Below are 19,847 nucleotides of genomic sequence, written 5' to 3'. Positions count from 1 at the left end.
TTTTCTTGAAATCACCAAGTCATTACGATTATTCCCGTAGTGCATAGCCTACACCACGGACTGTATGAATTAAACGTTTTTCATTATTTTCTTCCAACTTGAGTTGCAAATAACGAATATAAACCTTAATAATATTAGAATCACCCATGAAGTCGTAACCCCAAACTTTCTCTAAAATTTGATCTCTAGTAAATACTTGACGGGAATGTGAAAGGGGATATTCTAATAAGTTAAATTCTTTTGCTGTTAACTGAATGCTTCATTTCTCTCGAAATACTTCACGGGTGCGCTGATTTAAGCTTAAATCTTCAAATTGCAACAAATCCTCGTCTGTTTCTTGCGTGCGGCAAAGATGAGCGCGAATTCTAGCTAATAGTTCCTCAATGCTGAATGGCTTAACTACATAATCATCGGCTCCTGCATCTAATCCGGCCACGCGTAGATGCAGAGCGGCTTGCCGTAGGCATCGCTCACTTGATCATTTTGCTGTCAACAAAATTACTGGTACTGTACTACCTGTTGTTCGCAACCGGCGACAAATTTCCAAACCCGTCAACCCTGGAAGCATCCAATCCAGAATCGCTAAATCTGGTGATGAGTCTCGCGCCAAAGTCAAGCCTGTGATGCCATCATGGGCGACACTTACCCGGTATCCTTCGCTATTAAGTTCTAATTCGACAAATCGCGCCAGTTTGACTTCATCTTCTACCAAAAGGATATGTGCTGTCATATTTTTGCTCTTAAAGCAGGTAATGTGAGAATAAAAGTGCTACCATAATCTGGCTTTGAAAAGATGGCAATTTTGCCTTTTATACCTTCGGTTAGGTGTTTCACAATCGATAAACCCAAACCTGCTTTGCCAGTTAAACGAGGGCTGCCTTTATTCTCACAGGAAACAGGGTGACTTCCAAATAGATTACCTGATGCTTAAATTTCTGGCATTGCTGATTAGATGTATGAATTTTGGTGTATAAATGTTGCATTGCAAAGTATCTACAAAGGTTTTGAAATCACACAAAATCATTTTCATCCTAGAATTCACCAATACCAAATTTCTCTGTCATCTGTACTATGTCTGCAATCAAATCAAGAAACTGGATATCTGAATCTTGCAATTTTTACAAATTAGATAGAGCTACTATATGTAGGTAAACTGATTATAAACATACTCCCTTCTCCTAACTTTGATTCTACACTTACACTACCTCCCATACCTTCTACAAGTGTCTTAACAATCGATAAACCCAAACCACAACCCCCAGTAGTATGAGAGCGAGATTCATCTACACGATAAAATCTCTCAAATATCCGTGCTTGCTGTTGCAAAGGAATGCCATAACCTTTGTCACAAACTTGAATAATAGCCCGATCTTGAAACCGATCTAACTTGAAAATTATGGGTGTGTCAGCATCAGAATACTTAATGGCATTATCAATTAAATTTAATAACACTTGTTTAAAGCGGCTATAATCTGTTTTGATCTCAATTGGATAAATTTCTGACTCGATTGTAATTGTGCGATCGCTATATTTTTTTGCCATCATGACAACTTCTTCAACCAAGTCATTCCGCACATAAGATTTCATTTGAAAGTATAAATAACCGCTATCTGCACGTGCCTAAATCAAGTAAATCTTGTAGCATACGGATAGTACGTTCGGCTTCTGATGCCGCAGTTTCTAAAGCTTATTGTTGAGTTTGGGTTAAATTATTCTGCCTTCACAAAAAACTTTGTGAATAACCATGTACAATCGTTTAAGGTGTGCATAATTCCTGAGAAACATTACTCACAAATTCTTGCTCTTGCTCCCATGATTGGGAAAGGTGCGATAACAGCATGGTTAAAGTTTGAGCTAATTCTTTAACTTCACTTGGTGCATTATCAAGATATAGCTGTGCTTGTCCTAAATCTTCAGTGGAAATTACAGAAGCTATTTGATTTAGCTGGCGCAGAGGTTGCAGAGAAAGTTTAATATAAAATGCGATCGCAGCAGTTAAAACAAGAATTGCTAAAACCCTATTAATACCTAAACTCTGCACCATTACTACAAACATTCTCTGTTCGTGGGTAATATCCTGGCATCTTAGTCAGGGATATTAACTCAGCTACCGTAGTATCAGATAATAAATCCAAAGTGGTAGATTTTGCTAAAATTTTATGATCAGGACTATGTAAAGTTACTGTTAACCGCTACATCTTTAGTTATAGCTGATTTTAACTTACCTCTGTTGCATATCTACAGTGAAAAATGCAGCAATTTCAAAAAGATTGCTAAATATTTTTATTTAATTGCCATCTCAAATCCGCGAATTCTTGTCTAATAATAATTTAAATGCATTTACTAGCAATTAAATTAATTTTTGCTGAGAATTACCTTAAGATTTTTAATCCTCGAAATTGATTACGAGGTGGGATAGTAACAACAAGCCTTTTTCATGAAGGCGAGATAGAATCGGATTTGGATATTTTTATGTTAGAGTGATCGCATTTTTATCCTTCTCTATTTTTGGTTCTCGATCCTGTGCTTCATATTCACCAAATTGCTGGATTAATTTCGCAACTAAACCTGTCCAGCCAGTTTGATGACTAGCGCCAATTCCGGCTCCATTATCACCATGAAAATACTCATAGAATAAAATCAAATTTTGCCAGTGTGGATCATTTTGAAACTTTTGCATTCCACCATAAACAGGACGTTTACCAAAAGTATTTTGCAAGAAAATTTTGGTTAACCTTTGAGATAATTCTGATGCAACCTCCCAAAGTGTCATCATTTGACCAGAACCTGTTGGACATTCAACTTTGAAATCGTCTCCTAGATAATAATGAAACTTTTGTAGAGACTCAATTAGGATGAAATTCACTGGAAACCAAACGGGGCCGCGCCAGTTAGAATTACCACCAAATAAACCACTACTAGATTCAGCCGGTTCATAATCGACTCGAAATTGCGAACTATTGACATCAAAAATATAAGGATTTTCAGCATGAAATCTAGAAAGTGCCCGAATGCCGTAATCTCCAAAAAACTCGCTTTCATCCAGCATTTTTTGTAGAATACTTCTAAGCTTATCTCTGGAAACTATCGCCAGTAATTTCCTTGCACCCACTCCTTTTGTTTCCATACAAGCCACATTTTGCCGCAAATCAGGACGGTTTTGGATGAACCATTCCAATCGCTTTTTAAAACCGGGCAGTAGTTTTAAAGTTTCTGGTTCAATAGTTTCAATGGCAAATAGAGGAATTAAACCTACCATTGATCTAACTTTTAAGGTAATTTGTCGTTCCGGTAAATGCAGCACATCGTAGTAAAATCCGTCTGAATCATTCCACAAACTAGATTCTATTTCGCCAATTTTATTCATAGCATCGGCAATGTAAAGAAAATGCTCAAAGAACTTGGTAGCAATGTCTTCGTAAACAGGATTAGTTTTAGCTAATTCTAAAGCGATCGCTAACATATTTAAACAATACATTCCCATCCAACTCGTACCATCAGATTGGTCAATATGTCCACCTGTAGGTAAAGCTGCACTGCGGTCAAATACACCAATATTATCTAAACCAAGAAATCCCCCTTGAAAGACGTTGTTACCCTCAGTATCTTTGCGATTTACCCACCAGGTAAAATTGAGCATTAGTTTCTGAAAAACCCGTTCTAAAAACTGTCTATCTGCTCGTCCATAAATCTTTTGCTCAATCTTATAAATTCGCCAAGTTGCCCAAGCATGAACAGGTGGATTAACATCACCAAAGGCCCATTCATAGGCAGGAATTTGCCCGTTGGGATGCATATACCATTCCCGTGTTAAAACATCCAACTGATACTTAGCAAAATCGGGGTCAATCATTGCCAAAGGAATGGTATGAAATGCCAAATCCCAAGCTGCAAACCAAGGATATTCCCACTTATCGGGCATAGAAAGAATATCTTTATTGTAAAGATGAAACCATTCCCGATTTCTGCCTTGTTGGCGTTCTGGAGGTGGCGCTGGTGTATTGCGATCGCCCTTCAGCCAATCCTCTATAACATAGTGATAATATTGTTTACTCCAGAGCATTCCAGCAAATGCTTGTCGTTGCACATTTCGCATATCTTTACTGAGTGGAAATGGCGTTATACGCTGATAAAATTTATCTGCTTCCTGTTGTCGTTCCCAAAATACTGTATCGAATTCTTTCCCAAATGGCTCAACTAAATGAGGTACATCACTCAATCGTAATTTAACGATTTTAGTTTCACCTGCGCCGATTGTTAAAAAATAATCAGCAGATGCCTTGGTGCCAACTTGATTTGGATTTACTGCCTCTTTTTTACTCTGAACGATATAGTCATTAATGCTATCTTTTACATAGGCAGATAAATTAGGAGAGCCAAATAATCGCTGATAATTTGTTTCGTTTTCTGTAAAGAGAATTTCGTTTGCTTCCTGACAATACAGCCACCTTTTACCTAAAGTTGGATGAAACGCCTCAAGCAGATGAAAGCCATTACCAGATTCGACCTCTTTTAAAGTCGGTTTGCTGGTATCTCCATTCCAAGACCAAGTATTACGAAACCAGAGAGTAGGTAATAGGTGTAGTGTCTTTGCTTCTGACCCTCTGTTGACTACTTTTATTTGAATGAGAATATCTTCAGCATAATTTTTGGCATATTCGATAAAGACATCAAAGTAACGATTTTCATCAAATATACATGTATCTAGTAATTCAAACTCTGGCTCGTGGCGATTTCTATGTTGATTTCCGGCAACTAATTGAGAGTAGGGAAAGGCTTTTTGGGGATATTTATAAAGTGCTTTCATATATGAATGGGTAGGAGTATTGTCTAAATAAAAGTAATATTCTTTAACATCCTCCCCATGATTTCCTTCGCTACCAGTTAGACCAAAAATTCTTTCTTTGAGAATAGAATCTTCGCCATTCCAAAGTGCGATCGCAAAACAAAGTCGTTGATGGTTATCAGAAATGCCAGCAATACCATCTTCACCCCAACGGTAGGCACGAGAACGAGCTTGATCGTGGGTAAAATAGTCCCAGGCTGTACCATTGGGACTGTAATCTTCACGTACTGTTCCCCATTGGCGATCGCTTAAATATGGCCCCCATCTGCGCCAATGAGCTTTGTGACTCAAAGCTTCTGCTAATCTGATTTCTTCTTGGGTTAGATTTGTCATAATATCATCCTGTGCATATATACACTTTAATTAATTTGCTATCTTGAGTATCCATTTTTTAACCGAGATTGTGCTAAAGTTTTGATTAAAATGAGGTGCTCTTTCGCTGATCAATTTAGCTGTTAAACTGCTCTTTAAGTCCTGGTTTATTCCCCGCATCAACTCGTTGTCGCCAACCAAGCACGCAAAACCTCTGCCACTGTCCAGGCTTGGGCAATACATCCTTGTGGAGTCATCGGGGCATCACCATCAAAAATTTCGCTGAGACTACCAACACCGTGCGCGTTGAGGTGATTAGCCATTGGTTCCAAAAATTGACGAGCCTGCTCAGGATTTTTGTAGACGCGCAGGTGTGCTAAGACAAACGGCCCCAATAACCAACCCCAAACTGTCCCCTGGTGGTAAGCTCCATCACGTTGATACTGATTGCCACCGTATTTACCCTGGTATTGGGAATGAGCAGGGGCTAGCGATCGCAACCCATAAGAAGTCAGCAGCGTTCGCCCACAAGCTTCCACCACACCCCTTTGCTGGGCAGGTGTAAGCGGGCTTTCTGGTAATGACACAGCAAATATTTGGTTAGGACGCAATAACGCATCATCACCATCAGGACTGTCTAAAACGTCATAGCAATAACCTGTCTCGTCATTCCAGAAGCGAGAAAATCTGTACTTTGCCCGGTCTGCCATTGCCTCATATTCTTGGTGTGGTTTACCAAGCTGACGGGCAAACTTTGCCATTGTCCGTAAAGCATTATACCAGAGGGCGTTAACTTCAATCGGTTTGCCAATTCGGGGCGTAACTACCCAATCGTTAACTTTGGCATCCATCCAGGTCAGTTGTACACCTGCAACGCCTGCATAAAGTAAGCCATCGGCGGCATCGAGATGAATGTTGTAGCGTGTACCGCGACAGTGCCAATTAATGATGTCTGCAAGTATGGGAAAGAGTTCACCAAGCAAAGTATCATCGTCCGTAGCGCTGTAGTAGGCGCGGACTGCTTCAAAGTACCAGAGTGTGGCATCGACTGTATTATATTCTGGTTGCTCACTCGCATCAGGAAAGCGATTAGGTAACATTCCCTGGTCTACGTATCTGGCAAAGGTGCGAAGAATTGAGCGTGCTACCTCTGGACGACCAGTAGAAATTGTCAAACCAGGTAGACTAATCATCGTGTCGCGTCCCCAGTCGCTAAACCAGTGATAACCAGCGATGATGGTTTTACCCTGCGGGTCTTCTGGCAATGAGCGATCGACAATAAACTGGTCAGCAGCTAGTACTAGGTGGTTGATCCAGCTAGGTGATTCTTTAGTCTTGAGGGGTCGATTAGTTTTCCAAAATCCTATTAACTTCTGCTCTTGAGCGCGACGTAACTTTAGTGCCGCTTCACCATTGAGATTTGGTTGTTTTTCTGTGCTGGCTACAAACGCGTAGGCGTAGCGCGTCGTAGACATCGCTTCTCCAGGATTCAGTGTAACTTCAAAGGTGGCGGCGTGGAGGTGGTCTTCTTTATCTCTCAATCCTCGATAGCGTTCAACTGCCAAGTCAAAGCCATGATACCAATTGTGGACAACAGATGCACTACCCCTATCGCTCAGTAGATATAGTGGTACAGCACCCGGATAAGCAGTTACACAAATCCCCTGTTCCACCTCCTCAACAGACATCTGCCAACCATTGCTTTGAGTATCGCTATGATAATCGCGGTAGTTGACTATTGCTTTGAGCGTCAACTTTAATGGTTGAGTGGCACGACGCAAAGTATATTGGACATAAGTTGTGTTCGCGCCTTGTTGCATCCACACCCGTTTTTCTAATAAGGCATCGGCAACAGCAAAACGCCATACAGGAATTGTACCTTCCAGAGAAAAACGTTCAATATGCTGATGACCGTGCGGACTGACAATCCCATCTACCCAACGATTAGTGTCTAGAGAATAAGAGCGGGTATCATACAATACAGTTTCATCTAGTTTTGTCAGCATTAAAGTACGACCCAAAGGTGGTTTCAATGCTGCTATCAATAGTCCATGATAGCGCCGGGTCAATAAACCAGCCACAGTCCCAGAGGCGTAACCACCAATACCGTTAGTCACTAACCACTCCCGCGATTCTGCAATGTCAAGATTGCCGCAGATTTCTCGCCCAAATTCTATACACATAAGTCACGTTGCTTTGCTCTAAATTCAAAATTAACAATCGCCATCATGCTTTTCCTCTGCGTTTTCTGTGCGTCTACTGATTTAAAAGTAATTTATTGAACCACAGAGACGCAGAGAACACGGAAAAAAGAGGAATTATTGTCCAAAAATTTTACCCACTTTGAAAGAGCTACTCCTAACTTTTGTTAGATTGGAGATTGCTCCTCAGTTATTTGAGATTCACTCACTAGAGGATTAAGGACGACTTCATTAGCTACACTATCAGGTTTACGCGCACGAATTGCTGGACGCGTAGGCGTAGCCCGTCGTAGACATCGCCTATAACCTGCTCTTTCAGCTTTTTGGTGTTCGTAATCAATCAATCTGCCATAATATTCATGCTTGCTTAAATTCATCGACAAGAAAATATGCTGGCGGATATTACCAAAACCTTTGCGGTTAAAAAACTTTAATGCTAAAGTATTGGTAGGGTCAGTATCTACCAGCATGAACCGCGCCCCATCTTCAATCATCCGGGCGACGACTTTATCAACCAACTTGTCTGCAACTCCCGGACGCTGATACTTCAGGCTAACTCCCAGCCATAAAATATATCCATAAGTCCAGGATGCTTTGGTGATGATGGTTCCCAAAATGAATCCTGCTAATTCCCCATCTGTTTCAGCCACAAGACAGTATTCTGGATCGGTGTTGTAAAGTCCAATTACCTCCCATTCATCCCAGGTACGGTATAAATAAGGATATAAATCGCTGGTAAATAACCCTTCTCCCAAGTGGTAAACGGGAGCAATATCATCAATTCCTAATTCGCGTACATAAGTTGCTTCAGTCTCCTCAAAACTTGACATAATTTTACATAAATTTAAAAGTTATAACTTCTTTATACCTTGATTGGATTTGACAAACATCCTCTAATTTAGAGGGTTGAGTGAGATTTCTTGAATACTGTCAAAATTTGGCAATGAGTCTTTCACTGCTTCTTCAGTAGATTGGATGCGATCGCAACGTTTGGCAAACTGACAATAATCACAGGTTTTGCTACCCTCCACCACTTGAGGAAACTGCTGGTTATTTTGGTAATTTTCCAACCAATTAGTTAACTGACTTAATAGTTGATTAAGTTTCTTTCCTGTTTGTGTATGTTGAGCAGTACTGTAATTAAATTTAATATTTTGCGGTTTGCCTTCAGATTGGACAAACCAATAAGTCATGGAAATCTTTTCTGGCAAATAGTCGCTAGTTTCTGCCAATACATACAGATAAAGCCGTGTTTGCCAGTTGGATTCTAATTTGCGTTTATTGGGTGGTTTAGGATAAGTTTTCCAGTCGAGAATTTGCGCTTGTTGGTTATCTGCAATCAATAAATCATAGACAACTGTCAGCAAATAGTTCTGAACTTGCAGAGTCCGGTAGTGTTCGCTTTCACGGAAAGTTTGATTATCAGATGCAGCCATTAAAATTTCTGGCGCTGCATCGGCAAAACCTAGCATCCAACTTTGCAGTTGAGCATCTGCTTCCAGGAAACTATCTATTGGCAAACCCATTTCTCGTTGCTGCATTAACAAGTGAAAACGACTACCCAAAGTTAGCCGTTCTTCTTGCTCTGGATTTGAGGGAGAATTAAGTTTTTCGAGGTAAGTATGTTGAAACTTACGCGGACAAGCTTCTAGTAAGTTAAGTTGTCCTTGAGACAGTCGCAGTAGTTGAGTGGAAGTTGACAGCATTCTTTTATTTTAGAAGTAAATTATAATCTGCAACTCACCTTTGGCAGACTATCTGTAAAAACAGGTATTTTTTACTGCCTTCACATCTGCTACTTTAACTCGTCTCGATCTTCCTCATCCTAGTGATTGCAATGTTTAGTTTTTCCTTGGGACTTGATTGAACCAAAGCTATAGATCATAGCTATTTTAACTATGTCAAAATATGCCGGGTGATTAGCTTTGTTAACGATCGCTAAAGAAATAGATCCTGCCACTAAGATAACTATAAAGTGGCGAAATTGGTTCTAACCCAGAGCCGTTGTTGTTAGGCATGATATAATCTCCGAATGGAAAGTTACGAAGCCTTTAGCTAAGTGGAAGTTAGCCAAAGGCTATTTATTGTCAAGATGGGTCTTAACCCCAAGACTCAAATATCATTGCGATCGCAAATAGACAGACTAGGAAAATCGCTATCTTCGCAATCCATGACCATAGACTTGTGGATAAAAGCATCCCAACTATCGCATTTGCCCCAAAAGTGTGAGACACAACAAAGGCTATTCCCAGCCCCAGCAGCGCCAGCAGAAAATATTTGAGTCCTATACAAAACCACCTGAAAAACAGATTATCGTTATCTTTGAGACTGGGTTTCATAGTTTTCTTCCTGTTTTGAAAGTTGAATCTAGGCAGCAGTTCGCGCTCCCCTGACCACACTAAGGAAACAGCGAATCTCCACAGTTTTGCTCCTACCAAGTCAAGTAGACAAAAGTCCTACTCCTGAGTGGAGTGGGAATACCAACAAAGGTAGTTTTGATATTTGCGGCTCATGAAAAATTAAGCTGTTTGATGAATTACTAGGGCAATCTGGATATTAAAAATTAGGCGTTCAATGCGCTTAGTAGCATAGAACGCGCACTACGCGCATTGAACCCTCGAAATTCCTACAGGTAACTTGTATACAAATTGCCTGTTTCAGAATTTACAATTCCAGTCTTTGCCTTTATGTTTTACTCACTAAGTTCCTTTTAATTCACCCTTAACTTTACTAAGTTACCGTGGTTTATACTAACTATAGAGTAACTAAGTTTCTAGGTCAAGTAACTTAGTTACTTAATTGTTAGGTAAAGGTAAATTATAGAGAAAATTATTTAAACCGCATAAAATACTACAAATCCGGCTGAAGTCTCCAAATGAATCCTCACTTTTGGCACTAAGGGACTTTCAAATAAAAAATACTCAACTACCTATTGTGAGGTGAGCGTCTCACTTGCCTGTAACTAGCCCACAGGTAACTTATGCGGCTTCGCCTTTACTGCATCACAGAGAATTCTGACAATTGAACCTTGGGTACTTGGCTAAAAAGGCTCAATTTGATATTGTTGATCGACATATCAAATTGATATATCAAAATGCTGAAGTTGGCAGTATTAGGTTTATTACAGCGAGAGCCATTAAATGGTTATCGGCTCAAACAGCAACTAGAGATGTTTATGAGTTGCAGTATTTGTGTCAACTATGGCGCGATTTATCCTCTGTTGAAGCGCATGGAAGAACAAGGTGAAGTGATCCTATGTGCAGAACAAGGGGAAGAAGGTGGACAGTGTGGAAAGGTATATGAGATTACACCCCTCGGTAAAACCACTTGGTATCAAGAGATGCTGGCATATCCTCATGAAAGCTGGGTGAATATGCGATCGCGATTCTTTATCAAATTTTTTTTCTTTAGTCATTTATTACCGAAAGAACGAGTCCAGTTAATTGAACACCGATTGATGTTATGTCAGTTACGCCTTGCAGAGAAAAAAGCACTTGAAGTTACTGATGATTTATATCAAGCGAAAGTGCAAAAGCGCGCAGTTGAAGTGATCAAATCAGAAATTGAGTGGCTAGTTGAGCAACTCCAAACAGAACAACTTCAATTAGCTCAAACGCCAACCTCAGTCAGCTTTAACACAAAAAACTTTTGAAGTATCCTAACTAACTATGTGGATCGTCAAAATTGCTTTACGTCTTCCGTATACATTCGCGATCGCCGCTTTGATGATTGCGATCCTGGGTGCAGTCACGATATTTGGTACACCAGTTGACATTTTTCCTTCAATTAATATTCCGGTTGTCAGCGTAGTTTGGACTTACACTGGTACCACATCTGAGGAAATGGCACAGCGAATCGTTACCATTAGCGAACGCGCTATGACAACAACCGTTGGTGACATCGAACACATTGAGTCTCAATCTTTAAGCGGTGTTAGCGTTGTCAAGGTTTTCTTCCAACCCAACGCCAATATCGCCTCAGCAGTTGCTCAAATTACCTCTGTCAGCCAAACAATTCTCCGCCCTTTGCCACCGGGGATCACACCGCCATTCATCATTCAATACAACGCTTCTTCGGTGCCGATTATCCAGATGAGTGTCAGTAGCAAAACCTTGCCAGAAGAAGCACTCTTCGACTATTCTACCAACTTCGTCCGCACCCAATTGGCAACAGTGCAAGGAGCGAGTATACCTCTGCCCTATGGTGGTAAACCTCGGCAAATTATGGTTGATATCGATCCCCAAGCGATGTTGGCTAATGGCATTTCTGCTCAAGACGTGACTAATGCTGTCAGTGCCCAAAACTTGGTCTTGCCCGCAGGTGATATGAAAATAGGCGCTCGCGACTTCGCCGTCCAAATCAACAATAGTCCAGATGTGGTGGCAGCCCTCAATAACTTACCGATTAAGCAAGTTAATGGTACTGTCATTTCCATTCGTGATGTCGCCCAGGTAAGAGATGGCTTTGGTGTGCAATCAAACATTGTACGTCAGAATGGCAGACGATCGAGCTTACTTAGTATCCTGAAAAGTGGCAATGCCTCAACGATTGATGTGATCGAGCGGGTTAAAAAAACTTTGCCTCGCATCCAATCCACCTTGCCCCCAGAACTGAATTTAGCGTTTTTGTTTGATCAATCTATATTTGTGAAAGCTTCGATTCAAGGCGTTCTCAAAGAAGGATTGATTGCAGCCTGTCTCACCGCACTAATGATTTTGATTTTTTTGGGAAGTTGGCGCAGCACCGTAATTGTAGCCGTATCGATTCCTCTCTCGATGCTAGTTTCAATTATTGTAATGAGTCGTTTGGGACAAACTTTCAACATCATGACTTTAGGTGGTTTATCCTTAGCTGTCGGTATTCTTGTAGATGATGCCACAGTAGAAATTGAAAATATCCACCGAAATCTTGGACAAGGTAAACCCATCAAGCGAGCAATCTTAGATGGGGCGCAGCAAATCGCCACTCCAGCACTTGTAGCAACATTATGTATTTGTATTGTCTTTGTGCCGGTGGTGTTTCTCAGTGGAGTGGCAAAGTACCTGTTTGTCCCCCTAGCAATGGCGGTAGTATTTGGGATGCTTGCTTCTTATGTGCTATCTCGGACTGTAGTCCCGACAATGGCAAGCTATTTTCTACCATCTGAAGTAGACTGGCATAGAGAAAGCGAGGATCATAATGGTCATAGCAACAACCATCATTTTGATTCGCCAGTTCAAAACAATAATGGTCGCGACAACCATCATCTAGATTTGCCAGTCCAAAGCAATAATGGTCGCGACAATCACCACAGCCATTCTTCACTAGTCGAAATCCATGATAATCGCGACAACCATCATCTAGATTCGCCAGTCCAAAACAATAATGGTTACGACAACCACCACCAAAAGTCAGAAGCAACAACGACAACTGCCAAACCTGTGAAGAAAGATTGGATATGGCGGCTACACGAAAAGTTTAACCGACAATTTGAGAAGCTTCGCAGTTGGTACTACAATGTCCTGACTTCAGCATTAAATCACCGCCGCATAGTCTTTGTATTATTTGGTGCTTTTATCGTCAGTGCAGGAGTTTTGTTGCCGTTCGTCGGTCAAGACTTTTTCCCTGAAGTCGATGGTGGTCAGTTTAGCCTCCATGTTCGAGCCTTACCTGGCACTCGTTTGGAAGAGACAGAAAGAATTGTTAGCCAAGTTGATGACGTTATCCGCCAGACTGTACCCAAAGAGAATCTCTCTCTGATTTTGGATAACATCGGCTTACCCACCAGTGGCATTAACCTTACTTATGGCTACAACGGTGCCACAATTGGACAGGCTGATGCTGATATTCTTGTGTCTCTAAAAGAATCTGGTGCAACTTCTTCTTACATCAAGGAACTCCGCCAGAAATTGAAAGCGACATTTCCCAGCTACACCTTCTTTTTTCAGCCGGCTGATATTGTGACTCAAATTCTCAATTTCGGTTTGCCTGCTGCTGTTGACGTGCAAATATCTGGCCCTCTGAAAAACTCAAAGGGCAACTTTGAAATTGCCCAACAAATCGCCGCCCGGATGACGCGCATTCCTGGGGCTGTAGATGTACATCTTCACCAAGTTGTCGATGCTCCCAAATTACGTCTTGATGTAGATCGCACCGAGGCTCAACAACTGGGTATGACCCAGCGTGATATTGCCAATAGCGTCCTCACTTCCTTAAGTTCAAGCGGTCAATCTGCAATCAACCAATGGCTCGATCCCAAAAAAGGCGTGAGTTACACTCTTGCTGTACAAGTTCCCCAGTACAAACTTGACTCTATTGACAGCCTGAAAAATACGCCAGTTGGCAACGCTCAAACTGCACCCCAACTTTTAGGTAATTTAGCTAGTGTCAAACGCGACACAGTGATGCAAGTTGTGAATCACTACAACATTCAGCCAGTTTTCGATATCTACGCTAACTCCTCTGGCCGTGACCTTGGGGGAGTTGCCAGCGATGTAAATCGAATTATCGCTGATTATCAGAAAAAATTGCCTAAGGGAAGTCAGATTAATGTCCGTGGGCAAGTGCAAACGATGAACTCTTCCTTTCTGGGACTTGGTTTAGGACTTGTGTTTGCAATTGTACTGGTTTACTGCTTAATGGTGGTGAACTTCCAATCTTGGCTCGATCCCTTGATTATTATGATGGCACTGCCAAGTGCTTTAGCTGGTATTGTCTGGATGCTGTTTGTCACCGGCACCACTTTCAGCGTTCCTTCGTTAATGGGTGCAATTATGAGTATAGGTGTGGCGACATCAAACAGTATTCTAATGATCACTTTTGCTAACGAGCAACGTGTAGAAGGGGAAAATGCCTATAAAGCAGCTTTAGCGGCAGGCTATACAAGGTTACGTCCGGTGTTGATGACTGCCTTAGCTATGCTTATCGGCATGGTGCCAATGTCTCTTGGTCTTGGTGAAGGTGGTGAACAGAATGCACCCTTGGGTCGCGCTGTAATTGGTGGCTTGTCAGCTGCAACAGTTGCTACTCTCATCTTTGTACCTGTTGTATACAGCATTATGCGGCGTCAACAACCTCGTCCTATCGATCAGGATGATGACGATTTAAATTTCTCAGATTCGCAGACAGCATATTCGTTGTCATCATCTCAAGGCAAGTCATGAGCAATTCAAACTTTGCCATTTGAGCAGGTTACACAGAGGCAAAGGGGCAGAGGGGATGGGAAGCAGAGGAGAAAAGTTGTAGCGCACCGAACCTCCTCTACTTCAAAGGAAGATATCGCCCATAATATATGAGGCTTGTACCGAACAGAGTTTTTTGTCCTCTGCCTCTCTGCTCCCCTGCTTTCTTGTCAAAACCAATGATGGTAATGACTCTAGCCGCTAAATTTTTGCTTTCTTAGATAATACAGGACAGTTTACCTATGGATTCTCAGCATCGTCCATCTCCTGATTCTGAACAACAAACGACTTCTAAAAAACACAGGCGCGGCATCGGTGCAATTGGTTGGGCTGTAATTGGTGCTGTTTTTTTTGGTAGCTTACTGGCCGTAGGCATTCTACCCCGATTAAGCCAAAAGTCAGAATTACAAGCAGCAGTCAAGGAAGCAAGCACCCTCCCCTCGATCAACGTGATTACTCCCCGTCGCGCTACTGGTGCTACCAAATTGGAACTACCTGGCAGTGTTGTAGCCCTGAATCAAACGACCATCTACGCTCGCAGTACTGGGTATTTAAAGCGGTGGTACGCAGATATTGGCGATCGCGTCCGAGTCGGTCAGTTGTTGGCAGAAATTGATTCACCAGACATCGATCAGCAAGTTCTGCAAGCGAAGGCAGAGGTAGTGCAAGCACAAGCCAATGTATCTCAAACTCGTGCTAATTTAGCTAAAAGCGTTTCTGATTTGAAGCAAGCCCGCGCTAATCTATTGATCGCACGTCAGAGTTGGCAGCGCTGGAGTGTTCTTGTCAAGCAAGGTGCAGTGCCTCAACAAGAAGCAGATACAAGATATGCTACATATCAAGCTAATCTTGCCAGCGTTGAGGCAGCACAAAACACTATTAATTCTGACTCTGCCAACATCAAAGCAGCACAAGCTAATGCCTACGCAAGTCAAGCAAACTTCCAGCGTAATACCGTATTGCAGTCTTATAAGAAAGTCACTGCTCCTTTTGCAGGAGTGATTACTGCACGTAATGTCAATACAGGTGTTTTAATTTCAGCAGGTAATGGCAACACCAGTAACAGTACCAGCAACACTAACACTAGCAATAGTAGCCTTTATACTATTGCTGCTTATGACAATCTAAAGGTAAATGTGAGTGTTCCCCAGAGTTTATCACAGTCACTTCAAACTGGACAAACAGCACAAATTACAGTCAGAGAGCTACCCCAACGAGTGTTTACGGGTAAAGTAATACGTACTAGCAATGCCATAGATCCAACTACTCGCACTTTGCTGACACAATTAGAAGTGCAGAATTTAGACGCGACGCTGCGACCTGGGATGTATGCCAATGTCAGATTTGCGATTAACCGTACTAATCCTCCCTTTGTTGTGCCAGATAGTGCCTTAGTTGTTAATGCCGGAGGTACGCAGGTAGCAACTGTAACCAAAGACCATACAGTGCATTATCAAAAAGTTGCCGTCGGGCGAGATTATGGTACTGAAGTAGAAATTACATCAGGTCTGACAGGAAACGAATCGCTGATTGCCACTCCTACAGTTGATGAGACAGAGGGTTTGCGCGTGCAGCCAGTTGCACATAGAAAGTAGACTCAATCTATCTAAGTGAGGTACACTAAACTCATCCGCGCGATCGCCCATCCTGTCAAAAAAAGAACGACAAAGCCTAAGAAAACATTCCCACAGCAAATGTTTACCCCGAAATATTGAGGGGATACCAGATTGGCAGTAATGTTATCTCACTATGTGAGATAACATTGGTTTGTAATATGTCTTTGTGTGAGTATGAGTGTCATTCCCGAAAACGTTCTTTTGGCTTTAGCCGAAAAACGGTGCTTGTCTAACAGCGAAATTGAAGTCTTTTTATATGCTGTTGAGGGACAATCGCCAAATGCGATCGCCAAAAGATTGGCAATCAGTGCCGAGGCAGTACGCAAAAGATTAAGTGAAGTTTACAAGAAATTTAATGTTACTGGTAGCGGTCCAGGTAAGCTCACTAAGTTACAGCAAGTTATAGAATCTGAGTATCAAGCATCTTCACACAATCAGAAATCCATTACCCAAAACCGTCAAGATTGGGGTGAAGCGCCTGGTGTCTGCTTTTTTCGGGGACGCATAGCAGAATTGTCTCAGCTAACGCAGTGGCTCATTAAGGATAACTGCCAACTAGTGGCAATATTGGGAATGGGAGGAATCGGCAAAACTGCTTTATCTGTGAAACTGGCAAAGGAAGTTCAGGAGAATTTTGAGTATTTGATTTGGCGAAGTCTCCGCAATGCGCCACCTGTTGCAGAGATGTTAGCGAACCTGATCGGGTTTTTATCTGATGATAGGGAAACAGATTTGCCAGAAAGCGTAGATGGTAGAGTAACGCTGCTGATTCATTATTTACGAGAGCGTTGTTGCCTTGTGGTATTTGATAATACAGAGACAATTTTACAAGAAGGCGATCGCGCCGGACAATATAGACAAGAATATAAAGATTACGGTCAATTACTTAGGCGGGTAGGGGAAGAAGCGCACCAAAGCTGCTTGGTGCTAACATCTCGTGAAAAACCAAAAGAATTTGCGCCTTTAGAGGGAGAAGCATCACCAGTCAGAACATTATCATTAGTTGGCTTAGAAGAAACAGAAGGACAAGAAATTCTCCAAGATAAAAGGTTATTTGGCTCACAACAGGAATGGGCCAAACTTATTGAGAAATATTCAGGCAATCCTTTAGCATTAAAGCTTGTTTCTGAACCCATTCGGGAGTTATTTGGTGGTGATATCGCTGCTTTTCTAGCTGAAGGAGAGATAATTTTTGGTGACACCCGAAATTTACTAAACCAGCAATTTGAGCGGTTGTCAAAAATAGAAAAAGAAATAATTTATTGGCTAGCAATCAAGCGCGAGTTAGTTTCTCTCGACGAATTCCTAAATGATATTGTGCGTACCTTGTCCAAAAGGGAAGTGATGGAAGCGCTAGAATCTCTACGGAGGCGGTCGCTAATTGAACAAAGAACAGCACTTTTCACCCTCCAGTCTGTGGTCATGGAATACATGACTGACCAACTGATTGAACAGGTTTGTCACGAAATTACCACTCGTAATATTAGACTATTTATGAGCCATGCTTTAATGGAAGCTACGGCCAAAGATTATATTAGAAACACTCAGATTACCCTGATTATTAAACCAATTATAGATAGGTTATTAACTATTTTTAGATATGCTAAAAATATCGAACATCATCTATATCAAATTTTATTGTACCTGCGACAGGTTCCCCAAACAGCAGGATATGCAGGTGGAAATCTGTTAAATATCCTTTGTCAACTACAAACTGATTTTAGAGGCTATGATTTTTCTAATCTGACTATTTGGCAAGCATATTTACAAAGTGTGCATTTGCATCGGGTAAGTTTTGCCAATGCTGATTTAGCTAAATGCGTTTTTTCAGAAACATTAGTTAGTATTTCGTCAGTCGCATTTAGCCCGGATGGAAAACTTTTGGCTACGGGTGATGCTGATGGCAAGACTTACTTGTGGCAAGTTGAAGATGGAAAGCTACTTTTTACCTGTATTGGACATAGCAGTTGGGTAAAATCAGTTGCCTTCAGTCCTGATGGTCAAACTTTAGCTAGTGGCAGTGATGACCAAACAGTGAAATTATGGGATGTTCATGATGGTAAATGCCTGAAAACCTTGCACGGACATAGCAGTTGGGTTAGGTCAGTTGCTTTCAGTCCCGATGGTCAAACTTTAGCTAGTGGCAGTGAAGACCAAACAGTGAAGTTATGGAATGTCCACACCGGCAAATGTCTGATAACTTTGCAGGAAAATACCAATCGAATTATGTCAGTTGCCTTCAGTCCCAATGGTCAAACTTTAGCTAGTTGCAGTGAAAAGCAAACCGTGAATTTATGGGATGTTCGTGATGGTAAATGCCTGAAAATTTTGCAGGGACATAGCAGTTGGGTAAGGTCAGTTGCTTTTAGTCCCGATGGTCAAACTTTAGCTAGTGGCAGTGACGACCAAAGCGTGAAATTATGGGATGTTAGTGATGGTAAATGTCTGAAAACCTTGCAGCAACATACCAATCGGGTATGGTCGGTTGCCTTTAGTCCCGATGGTCAAACTTTAGCTAGCGGTGGTGACGACCAAACCGTGAATTTATGGGATGTTAGTAATGGTAAATGTCTGAAAACCTTCCAGGGGCACACCAATCGGGTAAGGTCAGTTGCTTTCAGTCCCGATGGTCAAACTTTAGCTAGTGGTAGTGAAAACCAAACAGTGAAGTTATGGAATGTCCAGGATGGTAAGTCCTTGACAACCTTGCAGGGGCATAGCAATCGAGTAAGGTCAGTTGCCTTCAGTCCCGATGGTCAAATTTTAGCTAGTGGCAGTGAAAAGCAAACAGTGAAATTATGGGATGTCCGTAACGATAAATTCCTCAAAATTTTGGAGGGGCATAATAGTTGGGTACGGTCAATTGCCTTCAGTCCTGATGGTCAAATTTTAGCTAGCGGCAGTGAAAAGCAAACAATTAAATTATGGGATGTTCAGACGGGACAATGCCTCAAAAAATTGCAGGAACATACTAATCGAATTAGGTCAGTTGCTTTTAGTCCTAATGGTCAAATTTTAGCTAGCGGCAGTGACGACCAAACGGTGAAATTATGGGATCTTCGTGATGGTAAATGTCTCCAAACCTTGAAAGGGCATACAAGTTGGGTAAGATCGGTTGCCTTTAGTCCCGATGGTCAAACTTTAGCTAGTGGCAGTGAAAACCAAAGAGTGAGGTTATGGGATATTTATACAGGAAAATGTCTCCATATTTTGGAGGGACATAGCAATCGGATCAGGTCAGTTACTTTCAGCCCAGATGGTCAGACTTTAGCTAGTGGCAGTGATGACCAAACAGTGAAATTATGGGATGTTTTCATGGGCAAGTGCTTTACAACTTTGCAAGAACATACTAATCGAGTCTGGTCAGTTGCCTTTAGTCCCGATGGTCAAATTTTAGCTAGTGCCAGTGAAGACCAAACGATAAAATTATGGGATGTCTATAATGGCAAGTGCTTGAAAACTTTGCAAGGGGCTAATTGGGTAAAGTCAGTTGCCTTTAGTCCCGATGGTCAAACCCTGATTAGTGGTAGCCAAGATGAGACAATTAAGCTTTGGGATGTATCGACGGGTGATTGCCTAAGAATACTGCGATCGCCACGACCCTACGAAAAAATGAATATCACCGGGGTTACAGGGTTAACCACAGCGCAGTTAGTGACGCTAAAAGCTTTAGGGGCAGTGGAAGATGGAGAGCAAAAATAAAAGGTAAAAG

9 protein-coding genes and 3 pseudogenes are annotated in these 19,847 nt (G+C 41.7%); 4 read left to right on the top strand and 8 right to left on the bottom strand.

The features are described from left to right. Nucleotides 1-28: 28 nt before the first annotated feature. The 8 genes and pseudogenes from V7K60_RS19280 to V7K60_RS19245 form a co-directional block, all read right to left on the bottom strand. Nucleotides 29-730 (bottom strand): annotated as a pseudogene (locus tag V7K60_RS19280) (response regulator transcription factor). Next, nucleotides 727-864, bottom strand: a pseudogene (locus V7K60_RS19275) (ATP-binding protein); the annotation flags it as partial. The pseudogenes V7K60_RS19275 and V7K60_RS19280, both read right to left, overlap by 4 nt. A gap of 261 nt (nucleotides 865-1,125) precedes the next feature. Then, a pseudogene (locus tag V7K60_RS19270) lies at nucleotides 1,126-2,177 on the bottom strand (sensor histidine kinase); the annotation flags it as partial. A gap of 293 nt (nucleotides 2,178-2,470) precedes the next feature. Continuing rightward, on the bottom strand, nucleotides 2,471-5,179 hold the full coding sequence (locus V7K60_RS19265) for an MGH1-like glycoside hydrolase domain-containing protein (protein ID WP_334927417.1): 2,709 nt from the start codon (nucleotides 5,177-5,179) through the stop codon (nucleotides 2,471-2,473). A 158-nt stretch (nucleotides 5,180-5,337) separates the two neighbouring features. Next, nucleotides 5,338-7,341, bottom strand: coding sequence for an amylo-alpha-1,6-glucosidase (locus V7K60_RS19260; protein WP_334927416.1), 2,004 nt, complete (start codon nucleotides 7,339-7,341; stop codon nucleotides 5,338-5,340). A 185-nt stretch (nucleotides 7,342-7,526) separates the two neighbouring features. Further along, nucleotides 7,527-8,189, bottom strand: a complete 663-nt coding sequence (locus V7K60_RS19255) for a GNAT family N-acetyltransferase (protein ID WP_334927415.1) — start codon at nucleotides 8,187-8,189, stop codon at nucleotides 7,527-7,529. Nucleotides 8,190-8,252: 63 nt separating this feature from the next. Then, a complete protein-coding gene (locus V7K60_RS19250) occupies nucleotides 8,253-9,065 on the bottom strand; it encodes a PD-(D/E)XK nuclease family protein (RefSeq protein WP_334927414.1) in 813 nt (270 codons plus the stop codon). Nucleotides 9,066-9,458: 393 nt separating this feature from the next. Continuing rightward, nucleotides 9,459-9,698 (bottom strand): hypothetical protein, encoded by a 240-nt coding sequence (locus tag V7K60_RS19245; protein WP_334927413.1) that lies wholly within the window; start codon nucleotides 9,696-9,698, stop codon nucleotides 9,459-9,461. Between the two features lie 755 nt (nucleotides 9,699-10,453). On the opposite strand from V7K60_RS19245, the gene V7K60_RS19240 reads away from it, so the two are divergent. From V7K60_RS19240 to V7K60_RS19225, 4 genes are all read left to right on the top strand, one after another. Beyond that, nucleotides 10,454-11,011 carry a PadR family transcriptional regulator gene (locus V7K60_RS19240; RefSeq protein WP_334927412.1) on the top strand — a complete coding sequence of 186 codons (558 nt, stop codon included), beginning with the start codon at nucleotides 10,454-10,456 and terminating at the stop codon, nucleotides 11,009-11,011. 16 nt (nucleotides 11,012-11,027) lie between these two features. Then, on the top strand, nucleotides 11,028-14,501 hold the full coding sequence (locus V7K60_RS19235) for an efflux RND transporter permease subunit (protein WP_334927411.1): 3,474 nt from the start codon (nucleotides 11,028-11,030) through the stop codon (nucleotides 14,499-14,501). Nucleotides 14,502-14,761: 260 nt separating this feature from the next. After that, nucleotides 14,762-16,114 carry an efflux RND transporter periplasmic adaptor subunit gene (locus tag V7K60_RS19230; RefSeq protein WP_334927410.1) on the top strand — a complete coding sequence of 451 codons (1,353 nt, stop codon included), beginning with the start codon at nucleotides 14,762-14,764 and terminating at the stop codon, nucleotides 16,112-16,114. 195 nt (nucleotides 16,115-16,309) lie between these two features. Continuing rightward, the gene (locus V7K60_RS19225; RefSeq protein WP_334927409.1) at nucleotides 16,310-19,837 is read left to right on the top strand and encodes an NB-ARC domain-containing protein; all 3,528 of its coding nucleotides are present in this window, start codon (nucleotides 16,310-16,312) and stop codon (nucleotides 19,835-19,837) included. Nucleotides 19,838-19,847 lie beyond the last annotated feature (10 nt).

The organism is Nostoc sp. (assembly GCF_036917555.1).
Lineage (GTDB): Bacteria > Cyanobacteriota > Cyanobacteriia > Cyanobacteriales > Nostocaceae > Nostoc.
The sequence above is the reverse complement of the archived record's forward strand: the minus strand, read 5'-3'. Positions and strand labels throughout refer to the sequence as shown.

Coding starts and splice junctions, on each gene's coding strand:
- V7K60_RS19260 (WP_334927416.1), bottom strand. CDS start 7,341: ATGTGTATAGAATTTGGGCGAGAAATCTGCGGCAATCTTGACATTGCA.
- V7K60_RS19240 (WP_334927412.1), top strand. CDS start 10,454: ATGCTGAAGTTGGCAGTATTAGGTTTATTACAGCGAGAGCCATTAAAT.
- V7K60_RS19255 (WP_334927415.1), bottom strand. CDS start 8,189: ATGTCAAGTTTTGAGGAGACTGAAGCAACTTATGTACGCGAATTAGGA.
- V7K60_RS19225 (WP_334927409.1), top strand. CDS start 16,310: ATGAGTGTCATTCCCGAAAACGTTCTTTTGGCTTTAGCCGAAAAACGG.
- V7K60_RS19265 (WP_334927417.1), bottom strand. CDS start 5,179: ATGACAAATCTAACCCAAGAAGAAATCAGATTAGCAGAAGCTTTGAGT.
- V7K60_RS19235 (WP_334927411.1), top strand. CDS start 11,028: ATGTGGATCGTCAAAATTGCTTTACGTCTTCCGTATACATTCGCGATC.
- V7K60_RS19245 (WP_334927413.1), bottom strand. CDS start 9,698: ATGAAACCCAGTCTCAAAGATAACGATAATCTGTTTTTCAGGTGGTTT.
- V7K60_RS19230 (WP_334927410.1), top strand. CDS start 14,762: ATGGATTCTCAGCATCGTCCATCTCCTGATTCTGAACAACAAACGACT.
- V7K60_RS19250 (WP_334927414.1), bottom strand. CDS start 9,065: ATGCTGTCAACTTCCACTCAACTACTGCGACTGTCTCAAGGACAACTT.